Source organism: Spirillospora sp. NPDC048824, assembly GCF_043198455.1.
Classification (GTDB): Bacteria; Actinomycetota; Actinomycetes; order Streptosporangiales; family Streptosporangiaceae; genus Spirillospora.
Genome location: NZ_JBICUS010000024.1, coordinates 25326 through 43379 on the forward strand (window position 1 = coordinate 25326; position 18054 = coordinate 43379).

General features: G+C 74.2%; 18 protein-coding genes. 9 read left to right on the forward strand and 9 right to left on the reverse strand.

Features of this window, described 5'->3' with window-relative positions:
• Positions 1 to 42 precede the first annotated feature (42 nt).
• The 3 genes from ACGFIS_RS33135 to ACGFIS_RS33145 all read right to left on the reverse strand — a co-directional run bounded on the left by ACGFIS_RS33135 (position 43) and on the right by ACGFIS_RS33145 (position 1836).
• The gene (locus tag ACGFIS_RS33135) at positions 43 to 492 is read right to left on the reverse strand and encodes an SRPBCC family protein (RefSeq protein ID WP_392897799.1); all 450 of its coding nucleotides are present in this window, start codon (positions 490 to 492) and stop codon (positions 43 to 45) included.
• Between the two features lie 124 nt (positions 493 to 616).
• Positions 617 to 1042: a PPOX class F420-dependent oxidoreductase gene (locus ACGFIS_RS33140; RefSeq protein WP_392897802.1), complete on the reverse strand. Its 426-nt coding sequence runs from the start codon at positions 1040 to 1042 to the stop codon at positions 617 to 619.
• A gap of 89 nt (positions 1043 to 1131) precedes the next feature.
• Complete coding sequence (locus ACGFIS_RS33145; RefSeq protein ID WP_392973546.1) at positions 1132 to 1836, reverse strand: hypothetical protein; 705 nt, start codon at positions 1834 to 1836, stop codon at positions 1132 to 1134.
• A 456-nt stretch (positions 1837 to 2292) separates the two neighbouring features.
• Here ACGFIS_RS33145 and ACGFIS_RS33150 point away from each other — a divergent pair, with 456 nt between their 5' ends.
• The 3 genes from ACGFIS_RS33150 to ACGFIS_RS33160 all read left to right on the forward strand — a co-directional run bounded on the left by ACGFIS_RS33150 (position 2293) and on the right by ACGFIS_RS33160 (position 4436).
• On the forward strand, positions 2293 to 2781 hold the full coding sequence (locus tag ACGFIS_RS33150; RefSeq protein WP_207400443.1) for a sigma-70 family RNA polymerase sigma factor: 489 nt from the start codon (positions 2293 to 2295) through the stop codon (positions 2779 to 2781).
• Positions 2778 to 3503 carry an anti-sigma factor family protein gene (locus tag ACGFIS_RS33155; RefSeq protein ID WP_392897807.1) on the forward strand — a complete coding sequence of 242 codons (726 nt, stop codon included), beginning with the start codon at positions 2778 to 2780 and terminating at the stop codon, positions 3501 to 3503. Before ACGFIS_RS33150 ends, ACGFIS_RS33155 begins: the two co-directional genes overlap by 4 nt.
• 222 nt (positions 3504 to 3725) lie before the next feature.
• Positions 3726 to 4436, forward strand: a complete 711-nt coding sequence (locus ACGFIS_RS33160; protein ID WP_392897809.1) for a hypothetical protein — start codon at positions 3726 to 3728, stop codon at positions 4434 to 4436.
• A 49-nt stretch (positions 4437 to 4485) separates the two neighbouring features.
• Here the strand turns inward: ACGFIS_RS33160 and ACGFIS_RS33165 are convergent, their stop codons facing one another.
• Together ACGFIS_RS33165 and ACGFIS_RS33170 are read right to left on the reverse strand one after the other, a co-directional pair.
• Positions 4486 to 5289 carry an ABC transporter permease gene (locus tag ACGFIS_RS33165; RefSeq protein WP_392897811.1) on the reverse strand — a complete coding sequence of 268 codons (804 nt, stop codon included), beginning with the start codon at positions 5287 to 5289 and terminating at the stop codon, positions 4486 to 4488.
• Positions 5286 to 6356, reverse strand: a complete 1071-nt coding sequence (locus ACGFIS_RS33170; RefSeq protein ID WP_392973548.1) for an ATP-binding cassette domain-containing protein — start codon at positions 6354 to 6356, stop codon at positions 5286 to 5288. Before ACGFIS_RS33170 ends, ACGFIS_RS33165 begins: the two co-directional genes overlap by 4 nt.
• 100 nt (positions 6357 to 6456) lie before the next feature.
• Here ACGFIS_RS33170 and ACGFIS_RS33175 point away from each other — a divergent pair, with 100 nt between their 5' ends.
• Complete coding sequence (locus ACGFIS_RS33175) at positions 6457 to 7218, forward strand: TetR/AcrR family transcriptional regulator (protein ID WP_392897816.1); 762 nt, start codon at positions 6457 to 6459, stop codon at positions 7216 to 7218.
• On the opposite strand, the gene ACGFIS_RS33180 is transcribed toward ACGFIS_RS33175, so the two are convergent.
• Positions 7205 to 9895, reverse strand: a complete 2691-nt coding sequence (locus ACGFIS_RS33180; protein WP_392973550.1) for an ATP-dependent RNA helicase — start codon at positions 9893 to 9895, stop codon at positions 7205 to 7207. The genes ACGFIS_RS33175 and ACGFIS_RS33180 overlap by 14 nt on opposite strands.
• Before the next feature lie 297 nt (positions 9896 to 10192).
• On the opposite strand from ACGFIS_RS33180, the gene ACGFIS_RS33185 reads away from it, so the two are divergent.
• Positions 10193 to 10963 (forward strand): nuclease-related domain-containing protein, encoded by a 771-nt coding sequence (locus tag ACGFIS_RS33185; RefSeq protein WP_392897821.1) that lies wholly within the window; start codon positions 10193 to 10195, stop codon positions 10961 to 10963.
• 38 nt (positions 10964 to 11001) lie between these two features.
• On the opposite strand, the gene ACGFIS_RS33190 is transcribed toward ACGFIS_RS33185, so the two are convergent.
• Both ACGFIS_RS33190 and ACGFIS_RS33195 read right to left on the reverse strand, forming a co-directional pair.
• Positions 11002 to 11409, reverse strand: coding sequence for a hypothetical protein (locus ACGFIS_RS33190; RefSeq protein WP_392899555.1), 408 nt, complete (start codon positions 11407 to 11409; stop codon positions 11002 to 11004).
• Positions 11410 to 11548: 139 nt separating this feature from the next.
• Positions 11549 to 11914 carry a hypothetical protein gene (locus tag ACGFIS_RS33195; protein WP_392897824.1) on the reverse strand — a complete coding sequence of 122 codons (366 nt, stop codon included), beginning with the start codon at positions 11912 to 11914 and terminating at the stop codon, positions 11549 to 11551.
• 104 nt (positions 11915 to 12018) lie between these two features.
• Between ACGFIS_RS33195 and ACGFIS_RS33200 the strand changes: the two genes are divergently transcribed.
• Complete coding sequence (locus ACGFIS_RS33200) at positions 12019 to 12741, forward strand: histidine phosphatase family protein (RefSeq protein WP_392973552.1); 723 nt, start codon at positions 12019 to 12021, stop codon at positions 12739 to 12741.
• Between the two features lie 31 nt (positions 12742 to 12772).
• On the opposite strand, the gene ACGFIS_RS33205 is transcribed toward ACGFIS_RS33200, so the two are convergent.
• Positions 12773 to 14281: a GAF domain-containing protein gene (locus tag ACGFIS_RS33205; RefSeq protein ID WP_392897829.1), complete on the reverse strand. Its 1509-nt coding sequence runs from the start codon at positions 14279 to 14281 to the stop codon at positions 12773 to 12775.
• A gap of 591 nt (positions 14282 to 14872) precedes the next feature.
• Here ACGFIS_RS33205 and ACGFIS_RS33210 point away from each other — a divergent pair.
• From ACGFIS_RS33210 to ACGFIS_RS33220, 3 genes are all read left to right on the forward strand, one after another.
• Positions 14873 to 15436, forward strand: a complete 564-nt coding sequence (locus tag ACGFIS_RS33210; protein ID WP_392897832.1) for a hypothetical protein — start codon at positions 14873 to 14875, stop codon at positions 15434 to 15436.
• Between the two features lie 192 nt (positions 15437 to 15628).
• A complete protein-coding gene (locus ACGFIS_RS33215; RefSeq protein WP_392897834.1) occupies positions 15629 to 16702 on the forward strand; it encodes a threonine aldolase family protein in 1074 nt (357 codons plus the stop codon).
• A 120-nt stretch (positions 16703 to 16822) separates the two neighbouring features.
• The gene (locus ACGFIS_RS33220) at positions 16823 to 18016 is read left to right on the forward strand and encodes a beta-ketoacyl synthase N-terminal-like domain-containing protein (protein ID WP_392897837.1); all 1194 of its coding nucleotides are present in this window, start codon (positions 16823 to 16825) and stop codon (positions 18014 to 18016) included.
• Positions 18017 to 18054 lie beyond the last annotated feature (38 nt).

Consider the following 18054-nt stretch of genomic DNA (forward strand, 5'->3'; position numbering starts at 1 on the left):
TGTCCGGGGGGACGCCGCCGGACCCTGGCGTGTCCGCCGGGCTCAGATGTCGCCGGCCTGGCGGGCGGGGCAGTCCGGGGGGCACTTCTCGACGTGCGCGGGCAGCCAGCGGGTGAAGGCCGAGATCATGTGCCGGAACACGAACCGCATCAGCGGGCCGGTGCCGGGGATCAGCGGCTCGAGCTCCGCCTCCCAGCGGATGGCGGTACCGGAGTCGCGGGCCTCCAGGTGGACGTCCGACCGGTAGCGGCGGACGGGCAGCCCCGACAGGGCGATGTAGGCGAAGTGCGTGTACGGCTCGCAGACGACGGTCTGCTCGCTGGCGGGCCCGATCTTCTTGACCGTCCCGACGCCGTAGGTGGTCGTGTCGCCCTTGCGTGTCTGCTTGGCGGAGGTGGGGAACCTGCCCCACGCGCTCCACGCCTCGGGGACGGCCAGATGCCGGAACAGTTCCTCGGGCGTGGCGGTGGACGTGGCGGTGGCCTGGATCATTACCGAAAGGTAGCCAGCCGGGCACCGCGGACACAAGCGCCCCTCCCCGTCTGTGTCAGTGACCACTTGCATGCGTGCAATTCGGTGCGCCCGTATCGGTGCGCCCGTATCGGTGCGGACGCGGTCAGCGGGCGATGCCGTACAGGCGCTCGACGCGGAGGCGGATGACGAGGCGGCGGTCCTCGACCATGGCGCGGCGGTAGTCGTCCCAGTCGGGGTGTTCGCCGCGGATGTCCCGGTACACCGCGACGAGTTCCTCCACGGCCGCGTCGCCGGGGTCGGCTGCGACGGCCGACAGGTCGGCGCCGCCCTCGGCGACCGCGTACGACCAGCCGTCCGGTGAGCTGACGTGCAGGCTCGCCCGCGGGTCGCGGGCCAGGTTGCGGGCCTTGGCGCGGTCGGCGGTGACGGAGATCCGGACGAGCCGGCGGTCGGGATCGAAGTGGTAGTTGATGTTGGACAGCTGTGGCCGCCCGTCGCGCTTGAGGGTGGCCAGCACCCCGAGGTCGCGTTCCGCCACCAGCTTCGCCAGCGCCGCGTCGTCCGCCATCGTCCGCCTCCGTTGGGTAGTTCCGGTTTCCGTCGACAACCCCGCGGCGGATCGATCCCTTCCCGCCCCCGGGAGGGGATCCGGGCGGGCTACCTGGACGCGAGGGCGGGGAAGTCGAGGACGCGGGCGCCGGGGGCCGGCCCGATGTCCGATCCGTCCCGCTCACCGCCCGCGTCGCCCGCATCGTCGCGGCCGTCGCGGCGGGCCGCGCGGCCGGTGAGGATGTGGCCGCGGAACGACGCGCCCTTCGCGGTCACCTTGATGGCCTGGAACGCCCCCGGCGGCAGTGCGCAGAACCCGGTGCGGACGACGTCCTCGAACAGCGAGTCGGAGACGACGTAGGCCAGGTCGCGGTCCGCGTCGTCCACCAGCAGGCGGCGCAGCGGCGCGGCGTCCAGCAGCCGCTGGACGACGATGGGCGCGTCGCCGGCGGGCCCGAACGGCCCGGCCGTCAGCGTGCCGTGGTGCAGGGAGAGCCGCACCCGCAGCCTGAAGCGGCCCGCGTCCCGGTTGACCTCCCGCAGTGCCTCGGCGAGGCCGATGACGAAGTCGCCGGCCACCGGTGCGGGGTCGATCCCGTCCGGCAGCGTGGCGAGTTCGCCGTCCCCGCCGACCTGTTTGTCCCAGCGGCCGCGGTCGAGGCCGACGCCGCGTGCCGCGTGGTCGAGCGCGTCCGACAGCTGTCGCTGCGCGAGCAGCTGCTCGCGTGTGTCGCGCTTGCTGTACCCCTGGATGTCCACCGCCAGCAGCAGGCGGTAGATGAGCTGCGTGTTCCCGTTCCCTTTCATCACCATGCCGATCCGCCCCTCGGTCCTGTGTGGGCAAATGGGCCTGATGCCCGCATTCGCTCCAAGCGTGGAGTGAGCGTTGCCCGGCGGAGGTCCGCCACGGTGGGTCGTCTGGCTGGTGGGTCGTCTGTGGGTCGTCCGGCAGTAGGACGCGGGCGGCGGGCGCCACGCGCCAGAGGTAAGGAAAAGGTAGCGAACTAGTAAGGGCTGAACTGGAAAATCCATGGTGAATCCATGGTGAATCGTGCGCCGTTGAACCTCCGGCCGCCGGGATCCCGTACTGCCTCCCAACGTGACACCAGGCTCACGGTCACCGCGTCGCCCAGCCCCCGCACCCGCCGGAGACCCCCGATGGCCCACAGATCACCGACCGCCGTGTCGGCCGCGCGAGAACGACCCGCCGGCCCGTGGAGCTGGTTCCGCGGCCCGCAACCCTCGGGCGGTGTCGACGACCAGGTGATCGTGACCGAGCTGTACCGGGTGTACGGCCGCCCGCTGCTGTCGTTCGTGCTCCGCCTCACCGGCGGCGACCGGCACTGGGCCGAGGACGTCGTGCAGGAGACCATGATCCGCGCGTGGCGCAGCGCGCACCAGCTCGACGAGAACGCGGCCTCGCTGCTGCCGTGGCTGGCGACGGTCGCCCGCCGGATCGTCATCGACGACCAGCGCCGCAAGAACGCCAGGCCGCAGGAGGCGGGCGAGGGCCCGCTGGAGAACATGCGCGTCCCCGACGGGTTGGAGGATCTGCTGCGCTCCGTCGTCGTGTCCGAAGCCCTCCTCGCGCTGTCCCCGGCCCACCGCGAGATCCTCAACGAGACGTTCTTCCGGGACCGTTCGGTGAACGAGGCGGCCAAGCATCTCGGCATCCCCGTGGGCACCGTGAAGTCCAGGGTCTACTACGCGCTCCGGGCGCTGCGCGTCGCCTTGGAGGAGAGGGGTGTGACGCCATGAGCGCGGACATGCTGCACATCGACGTCGGCGCCTACGCCCTCGGCCTGCTGGAGGAGCCCGACAGGCGCGCGTTCGAGGCGCACCTGCCGACGTGCGCCGCCTGCCACGAGGAGCTCGGCGAGCTGCGCGGGATCGCCCGGACGCTGGACGGCATCGGGCCGATCGCCGAACCGGCGGGCGCGATCCCGGTGCCGCCGGAGCCCGCGGTCGTTTCGGACCTGATGCGGCACCGGGTCCGCAAGCAGCGGCGGTACCGCGCGGCGCGGGCGTTGGCCGCGGCCGCCGCCGGGGTCGTCCTGCTCGGCGGGGCGCTCGGCACCGGGTTCACGCTCGGCGCCGACCGGGAACAGGAACCGCCGGCACAGCCCGACACCGGCACCGCCGCGCTGCTGCGGGACGGCGACCAGGTGTCGGCGTCCGACGCGGGCACCGGCGTGACCGGGACGGTCGCGATGCAGGGCAAGGCGTGGGGGAGCCGGATCGGGCTGAAGCTCAGCAAGGTCCGCGGACCGCTGCAGTGCGAGCTGGTCGCCGTGGACGGGCGGGGCGACGCGCACACGGTCGCCGGCTGGTCCGTACCCGCCAAGGGGTACGGGCTGCCCGGGTCCGCGCAGCCGCATCTGACGCTGCAGGGCGGCACGGCGTTGAACCCCGAGGAGATCAGCCGGTTCGAGGTCCGGACCATCGGTGAGGGCCGCACGCTGCTGACCGTCCCGGCGTAGGCCCGGCGGATACGACCGCGCAGGCAGACCAGCGGCGCGTTCCCACGGCCCGGCCGCACCGGCCCGCGGGAACGCGCCGCCGCCCTGCGTACCGGGGCCCTGCGTACCGGGGCCCTGCGTACCGGGCCCTGCGTACCGGGGCCTGCCTACCGGGGCCTACCTACCGGTGCCTGCCTACCGGGGCCTTACGTACCGGGGCCGCGTGTCTCATAGGCTGATGTGGTGAGTGCGATCCGATCGTCCGCGAGCCCGGAGCTGATGCTGCCGGGGCTGCGCGAGGTGTACGCGGCCTACGTCCGGGAGGCCGGCGCCCTGCCGTCGCTGCCCGGCCCGCTGCAGGCGGAGGTGTGGGTGTCCGCGCAGCTCGGCGGCCTGGAGGCCGCGGCCCCGCACGTGCAGGGGCGGCGCGCCGCGCTCGGCGACCTGATCACCTGCCTGCGGGCGGCGGCGACTCCGGGCGCGCGAGCCTTCCTGCGGGCGCTCGCCGTGATCGGCCCGGTGGAGGGACGCAAGGCGGCGGGACGCGCGGCCGACGGGCTCGGGGACGTCCCGGCGGCGCCCTGGGAGGGGTCGCTCGGACGCGTCGTCCCAGGCCAGGTGTGGCTGATCCAGGAGGGGCCGCTGGACGGCGACCGCCTCGTCTGCGAGTTCCGCTACGAGGACGCGGGCACGCGCGGCATGCACGCACTGGCGGTGCGGATGTCGCACGGGGACGCCCCCTCCGAAGTGGTGATCGTCGGGGACGTCCCGGCGCTGATGGGGGCGGCGCGGCAGGCGATGCAGGCGGAGCTGTGCGTCGTCCAGCCCTACGACCCCGCGGCCGTCGGGCCGAGGCTCCGCGCCGCCCTCGGCAACGCGGAGCCGCTGCCCGAGGGGTGTTATCCGGCGCTGGCGCTGGCTCGCCACCGCGCCGCCCTCCTGCCCGGCGGCTGACCGGGCGGCCGGGCCGGCGGCGTGGCACCGGCCTCGTGGCCGAGTACGGCTAGCGGCCCATGGCGCGGTAGCGGCGCACCGACAGCGGGATGAACACCGCCGCGATCACCAGCGGCCACACCAGGGCCATCAGGACGCTGTGCTGCGCCGCCCACGAGGCGCCCGTCTCCGCGTGCCCCGGGGCGCCGAACAGGTCCCGGCACGCGGTGACGGTCGCCGACATCGGGTTCCACTCGGCGATCGCGCCCAGCCAGCCCGGCATCGTGCTCGGCGCGATCAAGGCGCTGGACAGGAACCCGATCGGCCACACCAGGATCTGGATCGCCGCGACCGACTCCGGTCCCTTGGCGATCAGGCCGAGGTAGATGCCCAGCCACACCAGCGAGAACCGCAGGAGCAGCAGGAGCCCGAACGCGGCGAGGGCGCCCGCGGCGCCGTCGTGGACGCGCCAGCCGATCAGCACGCCGCACACCGCCATGACGGCCAGGGCGGCGACCGAGTGCAGCATGTCGGCGGTGGCGCGTCCCACGACGACGGCGGACTGGGCCATCGGCATCGCCCGGAACCGGTCGGTCACCCCCTTGGCGGCGTCACCGGCGACCGCGGCGAACGTCGTCTCCACGCCGAACGCCATCGTCAGCGCGAACATGCCGGGGACGATGAACTCGCGGTAACCGCCGCCGCCCGGGACGTCCATCTGGCCGCCGAACAGGTAGCCCATCATCAGCACGACCATCACGGGGAACAGCAGCGCGAGGGCCACCTCGCCGGGCCGCCGCGCCCAGTGCGCGAGGGCCCGCCCGGTCAGCGTGCGGCCGTCGGCGACGGCCCACCGCAGGGTCTGGACGCTCATGAACGCACCCCCTCCCTGTCGTCGCCGGCGTACTCGTCGCCGGCGGTGTCGGTGTTGTCGGTGTCGGTGTTGTCGGTGTCGGTGTTGTCGGTGTCGGTGTTGTCGGTGTCGGTGTCGGTGCCGGTGCCGCTGTCGGTGAGGTGCAGGAACACCTCGTCCAGCGTGGGGCGGCGCAGGCCGATGTCGGCGACGGTGATGCCCGCCTCGTCCAGGGCCCGGACGGCCTCGGTCAGCGTCGCGGCGCGGCCGGTCACCGGCGCCCCGATTCGCAGGGCCTCGGCGTCCACGTCGACCTCGCCGGACGCGACGCGTCCGACGATCGCGGCGGCGGCGGTGAGCGACCCGGGGTCGTCCAGGACGACCTCGATCCGGTCGCCGCCGAGCCGTGCCTTCAGCGTGTCGGGGGTGCCCTCGGCGATGGCGCGGCCGTGGTCGATCACGGAGATCCCGGTGGCGAGCCGGTCGGCCTCCTCCAGATACTGGGTGGTGAGCAGGACGGTCGTGCCGCCGTCCACCAGGGTGCGGATCGCGTCCCACACCTCGTTGCGGCCGCGCGGGTCGAGGCCGGTGGTGGGCTCGTCCAGGAACAGCACGGGCGGTGCGAGGATCATGGACGCGGCCAGGTCGAGGCGGCGCCGCATGCCGCCGGAGTACTCCCCGGCGGGCCGGTCGGCGGCGTCGGTGAGCCGGAACCGCTCCAGCAGCTCGTCCGCCCGCCGCCGCGCCCGTTTCGCGCCGAGGTGGTAGAGGCGGGCGAACATGACGAGGTTCTGGCGTCCGCCGAGCACCTCGTCGACCGCCGCGTGCTGCCCGACGAGGCCGATCCTGGTGCGCACCTCGGCGGCCTCGCGCACCACGTCGTGCCCGGCGACGCGGGCGGTCCCCCCGTCCGGCGCGGTCAGGGTCGTCAGGATCCGGACGGCGGTGGTCTTGCCGGCGCCGTTCGGGCCGAGCAGCCCGTGCACGGTGCCGGCGGGCACGCGCAGGTCGAGCCCGTCCAGGGCGCGGGTACCGCCGTAGCGCTTGCGCAGGCCCTCGGCTTCGACCGCGAACCGTGATTCGGCCACGCGTCCTCCCCAGCTGTGTGCGCCAAAACTATGTACGCAGTACGGATTTACCATCGGGAGCAATATAACGTACTAGGTACAGAGTTTCATCCCTGGAAGGATGCAGCGGGTGACGACCGAGTACAGCGGGGCCGGTGATCCCCGCCGCAGCCTGGAGCTTCTCTGGGGGGTCAGGGAGGCTCCCAAGCGCGGCCCCAAGCCCCGCCTGACCGCCGAGAAGATCGTCCGCGCCGCGATCGGGGTGGCGGACGCCGAGGGCCTGGACGCCCTGTCCATGCGCCGCATCGCCGAGGACCTGGACGTGTCCGCCATGTCGATCTACACCTACGTCCCGGGCAAGGCCGAGCTGATCGACGTGATGGTGGACCGTGCGTTCGGCGAGCTGTCGCCGCCGTCCCACACCGGCTGGCGGGCGCGGCTGGACCACATCGCCCGCGACAACTGGGCGCTGTTCCACCGCCACCCATGGCTGCTGCGGGTGACCCTCGCGCGCCCGCCGATGGGCCCGAACACGATCGCCAAGTACGAGCACGAGCTGAGCGCCGTGGAGGGCGTCGGCCTCACCGACCTGGAGATGGACTCGGTCGTCGCCCTCGTCACCGGCTTCGCCGAGAGCGCCGCCCGGGTCTCGGTCAACGCCGCCGAGGCCGAGCGCCGCAGCGGCATCAGCGACATGCAGTGGTGGGAGGCCGTCGCACCCGTCCTGGACGCTTTCGTGAACGAGGACGACTACCCGCTCGGCACCCGCGTCGGCACAGCCGCCGGGGCGGAGTACGGCTCCGCCATCGCACCCGGCCGCGCCTTCGAGTTCGGCCTGGCCCGCGTCCTGGACGGCATCGAGGTCCTGATCAGCTCCCGCTAGCGCGCTTGGTCCGCTTCGTCGGGACGGCCCCGGCCGGGTCCTCGGGCCACGGATGCTTCGGGTAGCGTCCGCGCAGCTCGGCCCGGACGGCCTTGTAGCCTTCGCGCCAGAACGAGGCCAGGTCCGCGGTGACCGCCGCCGGGCGTCCCGCCGGGGACAGCAGGTGCACGACCAGCGGCACCCGCCCGCCCGCGAGCCGGGGCGCCGCGTCCCACCCGAACAGCTCCTGCAGCTTCACCGCCAGGACGGGCCGCTCCGGCGCGTAGTCCACCCGGATCCGCGACCCGGACGGCACCTCGACCCGCTCGGGCGCGTACTCGTCGAGCCGCCTCGCCTGCTCCCACGGCAGCAGCCCGCGCAGTATCGCCGCGACGTCGAGGCGCCGCAGGTCGGCCCGGCGCCGCGCGCCCGCCAGCCACCCGGGGGCGCCCTCCAGCAGCGCATCGTCGCCGACGTCGGGCCACGGCTCGCCGAGCGCCTCATGCAGGAACGCGAGCCGCTCCCGCAGGGCGACGGCGGCCGGCGTCCAGTTCAGCAGGCCGAGCCCTTCGGCGCGCACCCCGTCCTGCAGCGCCGCCCGCACCCGCTCCGGATCGGGGTTCCGCAGCGGCGCCGCCTCCAACTCGATCGCGCCGAGCCGCTCGACCCGGCGGGCCGCCACATCCCCGTCCCGCCAGGCGATCTCCTCGGCGGTCTCCAGCAGCGGCGCCGCGGCGAACCGCGCCACGTCCTCGTCGATCACCACGGCCTGCCGCACCCGCGCCGACGCCGACCCGGCGGGGCGGTCGGCCGCCGCGACCGCGAGCCACTCCGGCCGCGCCGCGGCCAGCGCGGACCCGCCGGCGAGCACCGCCCCCGTCCCGGACGCCATCAGGTGGCCGCTTCCCCGCCGCGCCCGCGCCACCCGCTCCGGGAACGCCAGCGCCACCACGACCCCCGCGACGGCGTCGTCCCCGCGCCCCGCCCAACGCGAGGCCGTCCGCCTCGCCGCCGGCGCTCCCCGGCCGGGCGGGCGGTCCCGCCGGGACGTCCCGCCACCGCCGGCGTCTCCCCCGCCGACCACGTCGGCGCCGGCGGACGCGCTCACATCGGGCGGCGCGTCCCCGGCGGGCGGTCGGCCGGCGGCGTGGAGACGTGCCGTGAGGGCGTTGCGGAGGCGTTTGGTCTCGTCGCGCCAGCGGGCCGCGTGGGCGTCGGCGGGGCGGCCCGCGCGGCGGAGCGCGCGCCAGGTGGCGGTGAGGTCGTCACCGGCGGAACGGGGCGGAGGTTCGGACAGCAGGGCGACGATCTCGGCGGCGGCGCCGGCTCCGACCTCGGTGGCGCCGTCGATCAGGGCGCGGGCCAGGCGGGGGTGGAGGCCGACGCGGGCGAGGGCGCGGCCGCGGTCGGTGACGCGGCCGCCGTCCACGGCGCCGAGGGCGCGCAGGGTGGTCCGGGCGGCGTCCAGGGCGGCGGGCGGCGGCGGGTCGGGGAGGGCGAGGCCGCCCGCGCCGGGGTCGCCCCAGCAGGCGGCCTGGAGCGCGAAGCCGGTGAGGTCGGCCAGTTCGATCTCGGGGCGGGGCCGGGCGGGCAGGCGTTCGTGCTCGGCCTGCGTCCAGCAGCGGTAGACGGCGCCGGGGGCCTCGCGTCCGGCGCGTCCGGCGCGCTGACCGGCGGTGGCGCGGGACGCGCGGACGGTCGTCAGGGCGCCGAGGCCGCGGGCGTGGTCGGTGCGGGGTTCGCGGGCGAGGCCGCAGTCCACGACCGCCCGGACGCCGGGGACGGTGAGGCTCGACTCGGCGACGGAGGTGGCGAGCACGACGCGCCGCTGGTCGGAGGGGGCGAGGACCGCGTCCTGCACCGCCGGCGGCGCCTGCCCGTGGACCTGCAGGACGTCGGCGGGGACGCCGCCGAGCAGGCCCGCGACGCGGGCGATCTCACCGGCGCCCGGCAGGAAGCACAGGACGTCGCCGGCGCGTTCGGCCAGGGCGCGGCGGACGGTGGCGGCGACGTGGTCGAGCAGCGCCGGGTCGACGCGCATGCCGTGCGGCGGCGGGACGGGCCGGGGCGGCGGAGACCAGATCGTCTCGACGGGGTGCAGCGCGGCCGCGGTCTCCACGACGGGGGCCGCGCCGCCGTCACCGCCGAGGAGGCGCGCCCACGGGCCGGTGTCGGCGGTGGCGGACGCTGCGACCAGCCGCAGGTCGGGGCGGAGGGCGGCGCGGACGTCCAGCAGGAACGCCAGCGCCGTGTCGGCGTCCAGGTGCCGCTCATGGCATTCGTCCAGGATCACCGTGCCGATGCCGGCGAGTTCGGGGTCCGACTGGAGTCGCTGCAGGACGACGCCCGTGGTGACGACATCGACGCGGGTGCCGGGACGGGTCTCTCCGCGGACGGTGACGCCGACCCGGCCGCCGGGGCGTTCGCCGAGGAGCCAGGCCATGCGGCGGGCGGCAGCGCGGGCGGCGAGGCGGCGCGGTTCCAGAACGAGGACCTTGCCGCTGGTGGGCGGGCCGGGGGCGCGCGGGCCGTCCTGCCGGGGCGCGAGCGCGAGTCCGGCGAGCGCGAGGGGGACGAGCGTCGTCTTGCCCGTCCCGGGAGGCGCCGCGAGCACGGCCGCGCCGCGCTCGTCCAGGGCCGCGCGCAAGGCGGGGACGGCGTCGCGGACGGGCAGGCTCTCGGCGGCGCGGAGGTGCATCCGACCAGTGTGCCCGGTGCCGGTGAGTGATCGTTCATGCCGGAAAAGCAACCGAAACGAAAAAGGCTCCGAGCGTTGCGGTGATAGTTGCACCGTGCCTTTCAGCCATTCGTGGTGGACACTTAAAAGTTTTCCCCGGGAATCGGAGCCGCAACCACGGGAAACGCCAGGTGGGCAATGATGTCAAGACCCGCGCTTGCCTTTCCGTTTGGTTTACGTCACCTTGCGAACTGTAGCGACAATGCCGAACGCATCCCCATAATGAGGGCGTCATCGCAGGGTGCTGGGAGGTTCGTCATGATCGGCAGCTCCATCTACCTGAGGGACCGGGCCGCGTTCACCGGCGGTTCCCCCCAGGCGGTATACGAGGAGCTCTGGCAGCGCGGCCGAAAAGGTAGATTGCGGACCCGCGCAATTCTGGCGGGCGCGACGCTCATACTGTGCGGACTGCTCGTCAACGCCGTATTCGGAATCGCGATGGCCGCCGCGGTGGCGTCCGCGGACGCGTTCGTCCATTGGCGCCTTTACAGCGCGTCCAGCGTGTGGCGGCGCGGGCTGCGCGGCGAGCAGCGGATGAACCGGCTGCTGCGCCACACCCTGGAGCGGCGCGGGTACCGGGTCCTGTACGAGCGGACCGTCCCCGGGCACGGGCAGGCCGACGAGCTGGTGGTCGGGCCGGGCGGCGTGTGGCTGGTGCACAACGAGGCGTGGCACCCGGAGGCGGAGATCTCCCAGCACGGGGGCAGGCTGTTCATCGACGGCCGGACCCAGTCCAAGCTGGTCGGTGCGGTGACCGCCCGCGCCGACGCCGCCGCCGAACTGATCTCGCAGGTCACCGAGGTGCCGGTGAAGGTGACGCCGGTACTGGCCGTGCACTGCGGCAAGCTCGTCAGGACGCCGTTCACCGCGGACGGGATCGTGTTCGCGCCGCCGCTGAGGCTGATCCGCTGGATGAGCCGCAACCCGTCCGCCGACCGCTCCCCCGACGAGGTCGAGGCGATCACCAGGGCCGCCGTCCACGCGCTCCCCATCGGCGGCCGCATCACCCCGCCCGCGGCCGCCGCGTGACCGGGCCGGCGGCCCTCACACACCTGTGGCCGGAGGGCTCACACGCCGCCGCCCACAGGGCGCCCACCGCCCGTTTCGGGCCCGCCACCCAGACGGGCGGTGCGGCGCAACCACAGCAGCCCCGCGACCGGGAGCACCAGCGGAACGAATCCGTACCCGCGCCCGAAGGCGGACCAGACGGTCTCGTCGGGGAACGCCGCGGAGTCGGTGAGGCTGAGCGTTCCCACGATCAGCACACCGGCCAGCTCGACGCTGCAGGCCGCTACGGCGACCCGGAACGACGTCCGGCCGCCGAGGGCCAGCGCGACCGTCGCCAGGACGTAGACGGCCGCGGCGAACGCCGACAGCGCGTAGGCGGCCGGCGCGTCGGCGAACCGGGTGGCGATCTGCACACCCGCGCGCGCACCGGCCGCGAGCGCGAAGATCCCGTAGACGGCGACCAGCACCCGTCCCGGCCCGCCGCCGGTGCTGGGGCGGGCCGCGCTGGGGCGGGCCGCGCCATCCTTGCCGTCCTTGCCGCCCGTGCGGGCGTCGGCGCCGGCGCGGATGCCGTCGCCCGCACGGGCCTCGCGGGCGCCGTCGGGTTCAGCCACCGGTGCCGCTCCACAACTGGTTCATCCGAACCATCATGACGGCGACCACCAGCCCGGCGACCACGATCACGCCGGGCCCCCACCGGGTGCGTTCCAGCAGGCCCCACCCGGCGCCCGCGAGGGGGATGAGCAGGACGCCGACGAGGTAGCCGATGAAGGTGGCGGAGCTCTCGGGGCCCTCGTCGCCGGACAGCCTGACGAACCCGACGACGGCCTGCGCGATCAGGAGGACCTCCAGCACGCCGAGGGCGGCGAGGTCCCCGGTCCCCATCGGACGGTTGCGCAGGGTCGTCACCAGGGCGTAGCCGGCGACGAGCAGCGCCACCACGATGATCACGGTGGCCAGGACGTTCGTCACGGCACAGAGAGTACTACCGGTCGTAGAGGACGGCACCGCGCCGCCGCCCGATTTGCGGCGGCATGTGGAGCGGCATGGGGGGCGGCGTGGCAGCATGGCGGGGGATGAACGCGCTGCAGTGGCTGAACATGACCCGGCATGGCGAAAGCACCGGCAACCTCGCCTACCGGGCCGTGGAGGGCACCGACGCCGAGGAGGCCGGCATCCCCGAGCGGGACGCCGACGTGCCCCTGTCGGACACCGGCCGCGCCCAGGCGGCGACGCTCGGCCGCTGGCTCGCCGCGCTCCCCGAGGACGAGCGGCCGACGCTGGTCGTGTCCTCCCCCTACGTGCGGGCCCTGGACACCGCGACGATCGCGCTCGCCCAGACGGCCTACGCCGCCCCGCAGGACCCTGGCGGGCTGCGGCCGCGGGTGGACGAGCGGCTCCGCGACCGCGAGCAGGGCGCACTGCAGGGCCTCACCGCCGTCGGCGTCGAACGCCGGTTCCCCGACGAGGCGGAACGGCTGCGGCACCTCGGCAAGTTCTACTACCGGCCGCCCGGCGGGGAGTCGTGGGCCGATCTGGCCCTGCGGCTGCGCAGCTTCTACCGCGATCTGGAGGCCGAAGCCCCAGGCGGGCGGGTCCTGGTCGTCGCGCACGACGCGGTCGTCGTGATGACCCGCTATCTGGTGGAGGACCTGACCGAGGAGGAGGTCATGGAGATCGAGAAGGAGACGGTCGGCAACGCCTCCATCACCCGGTGGCGCCAGGACGGCTCGGGCCTGCAGGCCGTCCGCTACAACGACTGCGCCCACCTGGTCAACGCGGGCATCTCCGCCCCGTGACCCCGGCGCCGCGCCGCCGGCCGGCCGCGCGTCAGATCTCGCCGTCGAGAAGGCGGTCGCTGCGGGAGGCGACGGCCGCGAGCCGCGGGTCCCCCGGCGGCAGGACGGCGCCGAGCCGCTCCAGCACCTCCAGGTCGGCGCGGCCGGGCTCGGTTTGGGCGTAGGTCCACAGCGTGTCGCCGCATCCCCGGTCGAGCACCTGCCGCCGGACCCGCACCGCCAGCTCGTCCCGCTCGGCCCGGACGGCGGGCGCGTCGGAGCGGGGCAGCAGCTCGCCGGTGTACAGCCGCACGGCCGCGGCGACGTCGCCGCCGTCGTCCAGGAGCCGCCGCACGGTGAGGAAGTCGGCCTCGACCACGCACCCGAGCCGGTAGGGGCGGGCGGAAACGATGCCGCCGAACTGCTGGCGGAGCCGGTGGATCTCGGGCCGGACGGTCGCGGCGCTGCCGTCGTCGCCGTACAGGCACAGCGCCAGCCCGTCGCCGGTCAGGCCCCGGGGGTGCAGGGCGAGCAGCGCGAGGATCTCGGCGTGCCGCAGCGTCAGGATGACCGGCCGGCCGGCCAGGCGGGCGTGCGGGCGGCCGTCGCCGAGGAACGACAGTGTCAGCGGCGGCCCCCCGCCGGCCGCGGTCCGTGCCGCGTCCCGCGCGGAGGGGCGCCGGCCGGGCGGTACGTCGCGGCCGGGGCGGGCGCGGAGACCGGCCGGGCGCAGCAGGAACGCTTCGCCGAGCGGCTCGGCGACGGCGGCGCGGCCGTCGGGCAGAGTGACCGTCCCGCCGGACTCGGGGACGTTCACACGCCGCCCCCGCCACCCCGCCGGACCGGAACCCGCGGAGCCCGCGGAACCCGGGGCGGCCGGGTCGGCCGGGTCGGTGAGGATGCGGCCGGTGGCGGTGACGAGCACACCGCCGTCCCGCAGCCCCCGCAGGTGCGGCAGGAGCCGCTCGCGCAGCCGCTCGTCCCGCTGCCGCATCTCGTTCTCCAGCCGCGACTCGGCGAGCCGCGCGGCGGTCGCGACGAGCGCGACGGCCGCAGGATGCAGCGCATGCACGGTCGCGCTGACGTCGATGCAGCCGATCACCCGCCCGGAGTCGGGGTCGGTGATCGGGGCGCCCGCGCACGACCAGCAGTGCAGGACGTGCGCGACGTGCTCGGCGGCGTACACGAACTCGGGGCGGCCGGTGGCCAGGGCGGTGCCGATGCCGTTGGTCCCGACGGCGTCCTCCGCCCAGCGGAACCCCTCGGTCAGCCCGATCGCGTCGGCGGCGCGGCGCGCGGCGGGCGGGCCCTGCGTCCATAGCACGTGCCCGGCCTCGTCGGTGATCACCATCAGGTGCTCGGTCTCGTCGGCGACCCTCCGCAGCAGCCCCTCCAGCATCGGCAGATGCCGTTCGAGGGGGTGGGCGCCGCGCGCGTCGGCGACGACGTCCCGGTCGAACACCAGCGGCGCCGCCGGCACGGTCACGTCGACGCCGGCGTCCCGGGAGCGCCGCCACGACTCGGAGATCGGCGGCCGCACGGCCACCGGCTTGCGCACCATGAGCGAAACCTTTTTCGTCCTCGGCAGGAGCTGCAGGGCAGGGCTCTGGCGACACGCCCGGCGAAAGGCTCAGCCCTTTCCCCGGAGCGAACCTCGGCCCGTCCGAGGATCAGCCCATCCGCGGGGGCGGCGCAACCGATTCGCGATATGTCGCCAACCCGAATCCGGCACGGTGCGTGACCGAATCGTCGCAACGTGCATGCAACCTGAGCATGCGTACCGTGGGCCCGCGCTGGGAGCCGACGGGCCATCGTGCGGCCCCGCCGTCCCGCACGCATCGGGGGGGGGAATGCGGGCGGGACGGCGGGCTCCCGGCATCACGGGGAGGACGAACGACGCATGCTCTGCCTGACCTGTCACCGTGTCCGCCCGGCGCTGAGCCGGGCCGACTACACCGCCGAACGCGCCTGGCTCATCGTCCGGCGGGGCCTGTGCACGTGCAGCGGGCCGCCGCCGCACGCCACCCGCGCCGCGGCCGTTCGAAAACCCACCCGGACCGCCAAATAAACAACGCGGTTCATAAAATGTTCACGCCCGGTTGGCCTAGAGTTTAAGGAGAATCCATTCGCCCTGCCCCTTGGAGGGAGCGCCATGACCTTGATCCCGGGTCTCGTCCGCCGCGCCGCCGCCGAGGCGGAGCGCCATGTGCGCGAGGGCGCCTGCCTGCTCGGCAGGCTCGGGCGAGATCTGGAACGGTCGGCGGAACTCGGGCGGCTCCTGCCCGCCTACATCGAACGCATGGCGAGTCTGGAGCAGGCCGTCCGGCACCAGGACGCCGAGCTGCGGGCACTGCGCACCGAGCTCGACTCGCTCGTCGGGCAGCTCAACGACCGGCTGCTGCCGCGCATCGACGAGCGGATGGACGACACCGAGCGTGACCTGGCCTCCGTCGCCACCAGCCTGATCCGCACCGGCCGCGACACCGCCGCCCACCGCACCCGGCTGGAGACCGCCGAGCGGCGCATCACCGACCTGCGCACCAAGATCGCGCAGCTGGAGCAGCGGACCGGCCTGTGGCGCGACCTCCAGGCCACCATGGCGCGGCTCGGCGACGACCTCGACGCCGTGCGCGCCCGGATGGCGCTGCGCTCCGCCGATCCCCCGGCCGACGCCGCGCCCGCCCCGGTGCAGAACATCACCGACCGTCCGGCCTGACCCGCGGCCCCCGCCGGACACGGAAAACGCACGGGCACGGGAATGGCACGCCCGGGTCCGCGTGAATGCCCCGGGGTGAATGCCCCGGGGTCCGCTTCAATGCCCGAGTCTCAATGCCCGAGTCCTCAATGCCCGAGTCCGCGAGAATGCCCGGGGTCCGCGTGAATGCCCCGGGTCCGAGAGAATGGAACCATGACGCAGCCGCCGGCCGAGCACCGATCCAATGGCAGTCCGACCGCCGCGCGCGGTTTCGCCAGCGACAACCAGGCGGGCGTCCATCCGGACGTCCTCGCGGCGCTGGCCGCCGTGAACGACGGGCACCAGCCCGCCTACGGCGACGACGACGTCACCCGGCGGCTCCGCGAGGTCGTCCGGCGGCATTTCGGCGACCGCGCCGAGGTGTTCCCCGTGTTCAACGGGACCGGCGCGAACGTGGTGTCGCTGCAGGCGATGTCGGAGCGGTGGAGTTCGGTCGTGTGCCCCGAGTCCGCCCACATCAACACCGACGAGTGCGGCGCGTCCGAGAAGATCGCGGGCCTGAAGCTGATCACGGCGCCGGCACCGGACGGCAAGCTGACGCCCGAGCAGGTCGAGGCGCACGCCACCGGCTTCGACAACGTGCAGCGCCGCCGCCCCGCCGTCGTGTCGATCACCCAGAGCACCGAGCTCGGCACCGTCTACACCGCGCGGGAGACCGCGGCGGTCGCGGCGGCGGCACACGAACGCGGCCTGTCGGTGCACATGGACGGCGCGCGGATCGCCAACGCCGCCGCGTCCCTCGGCCTGCCGCTGCGCGCCCTCACCACCGACGCGGGCGTGGACGTGCTGTCGTTCGGCGGCACCAAGAACGGGCTGCTGCTCGGCGAGGCGATCGTCGTGCTGAACCCGGACGCGGTCCGCGGGGTGGCGTACCTGCGCAAGTCGAGCATGCAGCTGGCGTCCAAGATGCGGTACGTGTCCGCGCAGCTCCTCGCGCTGCTGGACGGCGACCTGTGGCTGCGCAACGCCTCCCGCGCCAACGCCATGGCCGGGCGTCTCGCCGGCGCCGCCCGCGCGGTGCCCGGCGTCGAGATCACGCAGGCCGTGCAGGCGAACGCGGTGTTCGCGACCATCCCGAAGGACGTGGCGGAGCGGCTGCGCAAGCGGTTCCCGTTCTACACGTGGGACGAGCGCACCGGGGAGGTCCGCTGGGTGTGCTCGTTCGACACCACCGAGTCCGACGTGGACGCGTTCACCGCCGCGCTCGCCGGCGAGATGTCCGCCTGACCGGCGGGTTCCCCGCACCGGCCCGGGGGCGTCCCGGCCATCGGGATGCGCGACCGGCGCGCGTCCGGGCCGGCACGTTATCGTGGCACCGAACATGATTCGGTACAGGAGGCGAGCCTGATGGCCAACCGCACCTTCGTCGTCGGCGTGGGCATGACCAAGTTCGAGAAGCCGGGCTCCCGCGACTGGGAGTACCCCGACATGGCCAAGGAGGCCGTCGGCAACGCCCTGCAGGACGCCGGCGTCGCCTACGACCGGATCGAGATGGCCTACGCCGGCTCGATGTACGGGTCAATGGGCCAGCGCGCCCTTTACGAGACCGGTATGACCGGCATCCCGGTGATGACCGTCCAGAACGCGTGCGCCACCGGATCCAGCGCGCTGTTCCTGGCCCGCCAGGCCGTCCGCGGCGGCCTCGCCGACTGCGCGCTCGCGCTCGGCATGGAGAAGATGAAGAAGGGCTCGCTCGGCGCGGGCATGGGCGAGTCCAAGGTCACCATCATCGACCACCACCTCACCTCGATGGCCGCGGGCCGCGCGTGGGAGATGGACAAGGCGCCGATGCCGCAGATGTTCGGCAACGCCGGCCGCGAGCACATGGAGAAGTACGGCTCCACCCCCGACCACTACGCGTGGATCGGCTGGAAGAACCACAAGCACTCGGTCAACAACCCGTACGCGCAGTTCCAGACCGAGTACTCCCTCGACGACGTCAAGAACGCCACGATGATCTTCGACCCGCTGACCAAGCTGCAGTGCTCCCCCACCTCCGACGGCGCCGCCGCCGCGGTCGTGGTCAGCGAGCGGTTCGTGGACGAGCACGACCTGTGGGACCAGGCCGTCGAGATCGCCGGCCACCACATCGCCACCGACATCCCCGAGAGCTTCGCCGACAACTCCTCCATCCAGGTCGTCGGCGCCGGCGTGTCCCGGCTCGCCGCCCGCAAGGCGATGGACGAGGCGCAGGTCTCCATCGAGGACGTCGACGTCATCGAACTGCACGACTGCTTCAGCGCCAACGAGCTCATCACCTACGAGGCCCTCGGCATGGCCGAGGTCGGCGAGGGCCACAAGCTCGTCGACGACGCCGCGACCACCTACGGCGGCACGTGGGTCGTCAACCCGTCCGGCGGCCTCATCTCCAAGGGCCACCCGCTCGGCGCCACCGGCCTCGCCCAGTGCGCCGAGCTGACCTGGCAGCTGCGCGGCCAGGCCGGGAACCGCCAGGTGGACGGCGCCCGCGTCGCCCTCCAGCACAACATCGGCCTCGGCAGCGCCTGCGCGGTGGCGGTCTACAAGCCCGCCACCGTCTGACACCCGACTCCCGTCTCCGTGCGGTGTGTCGCCCTTAT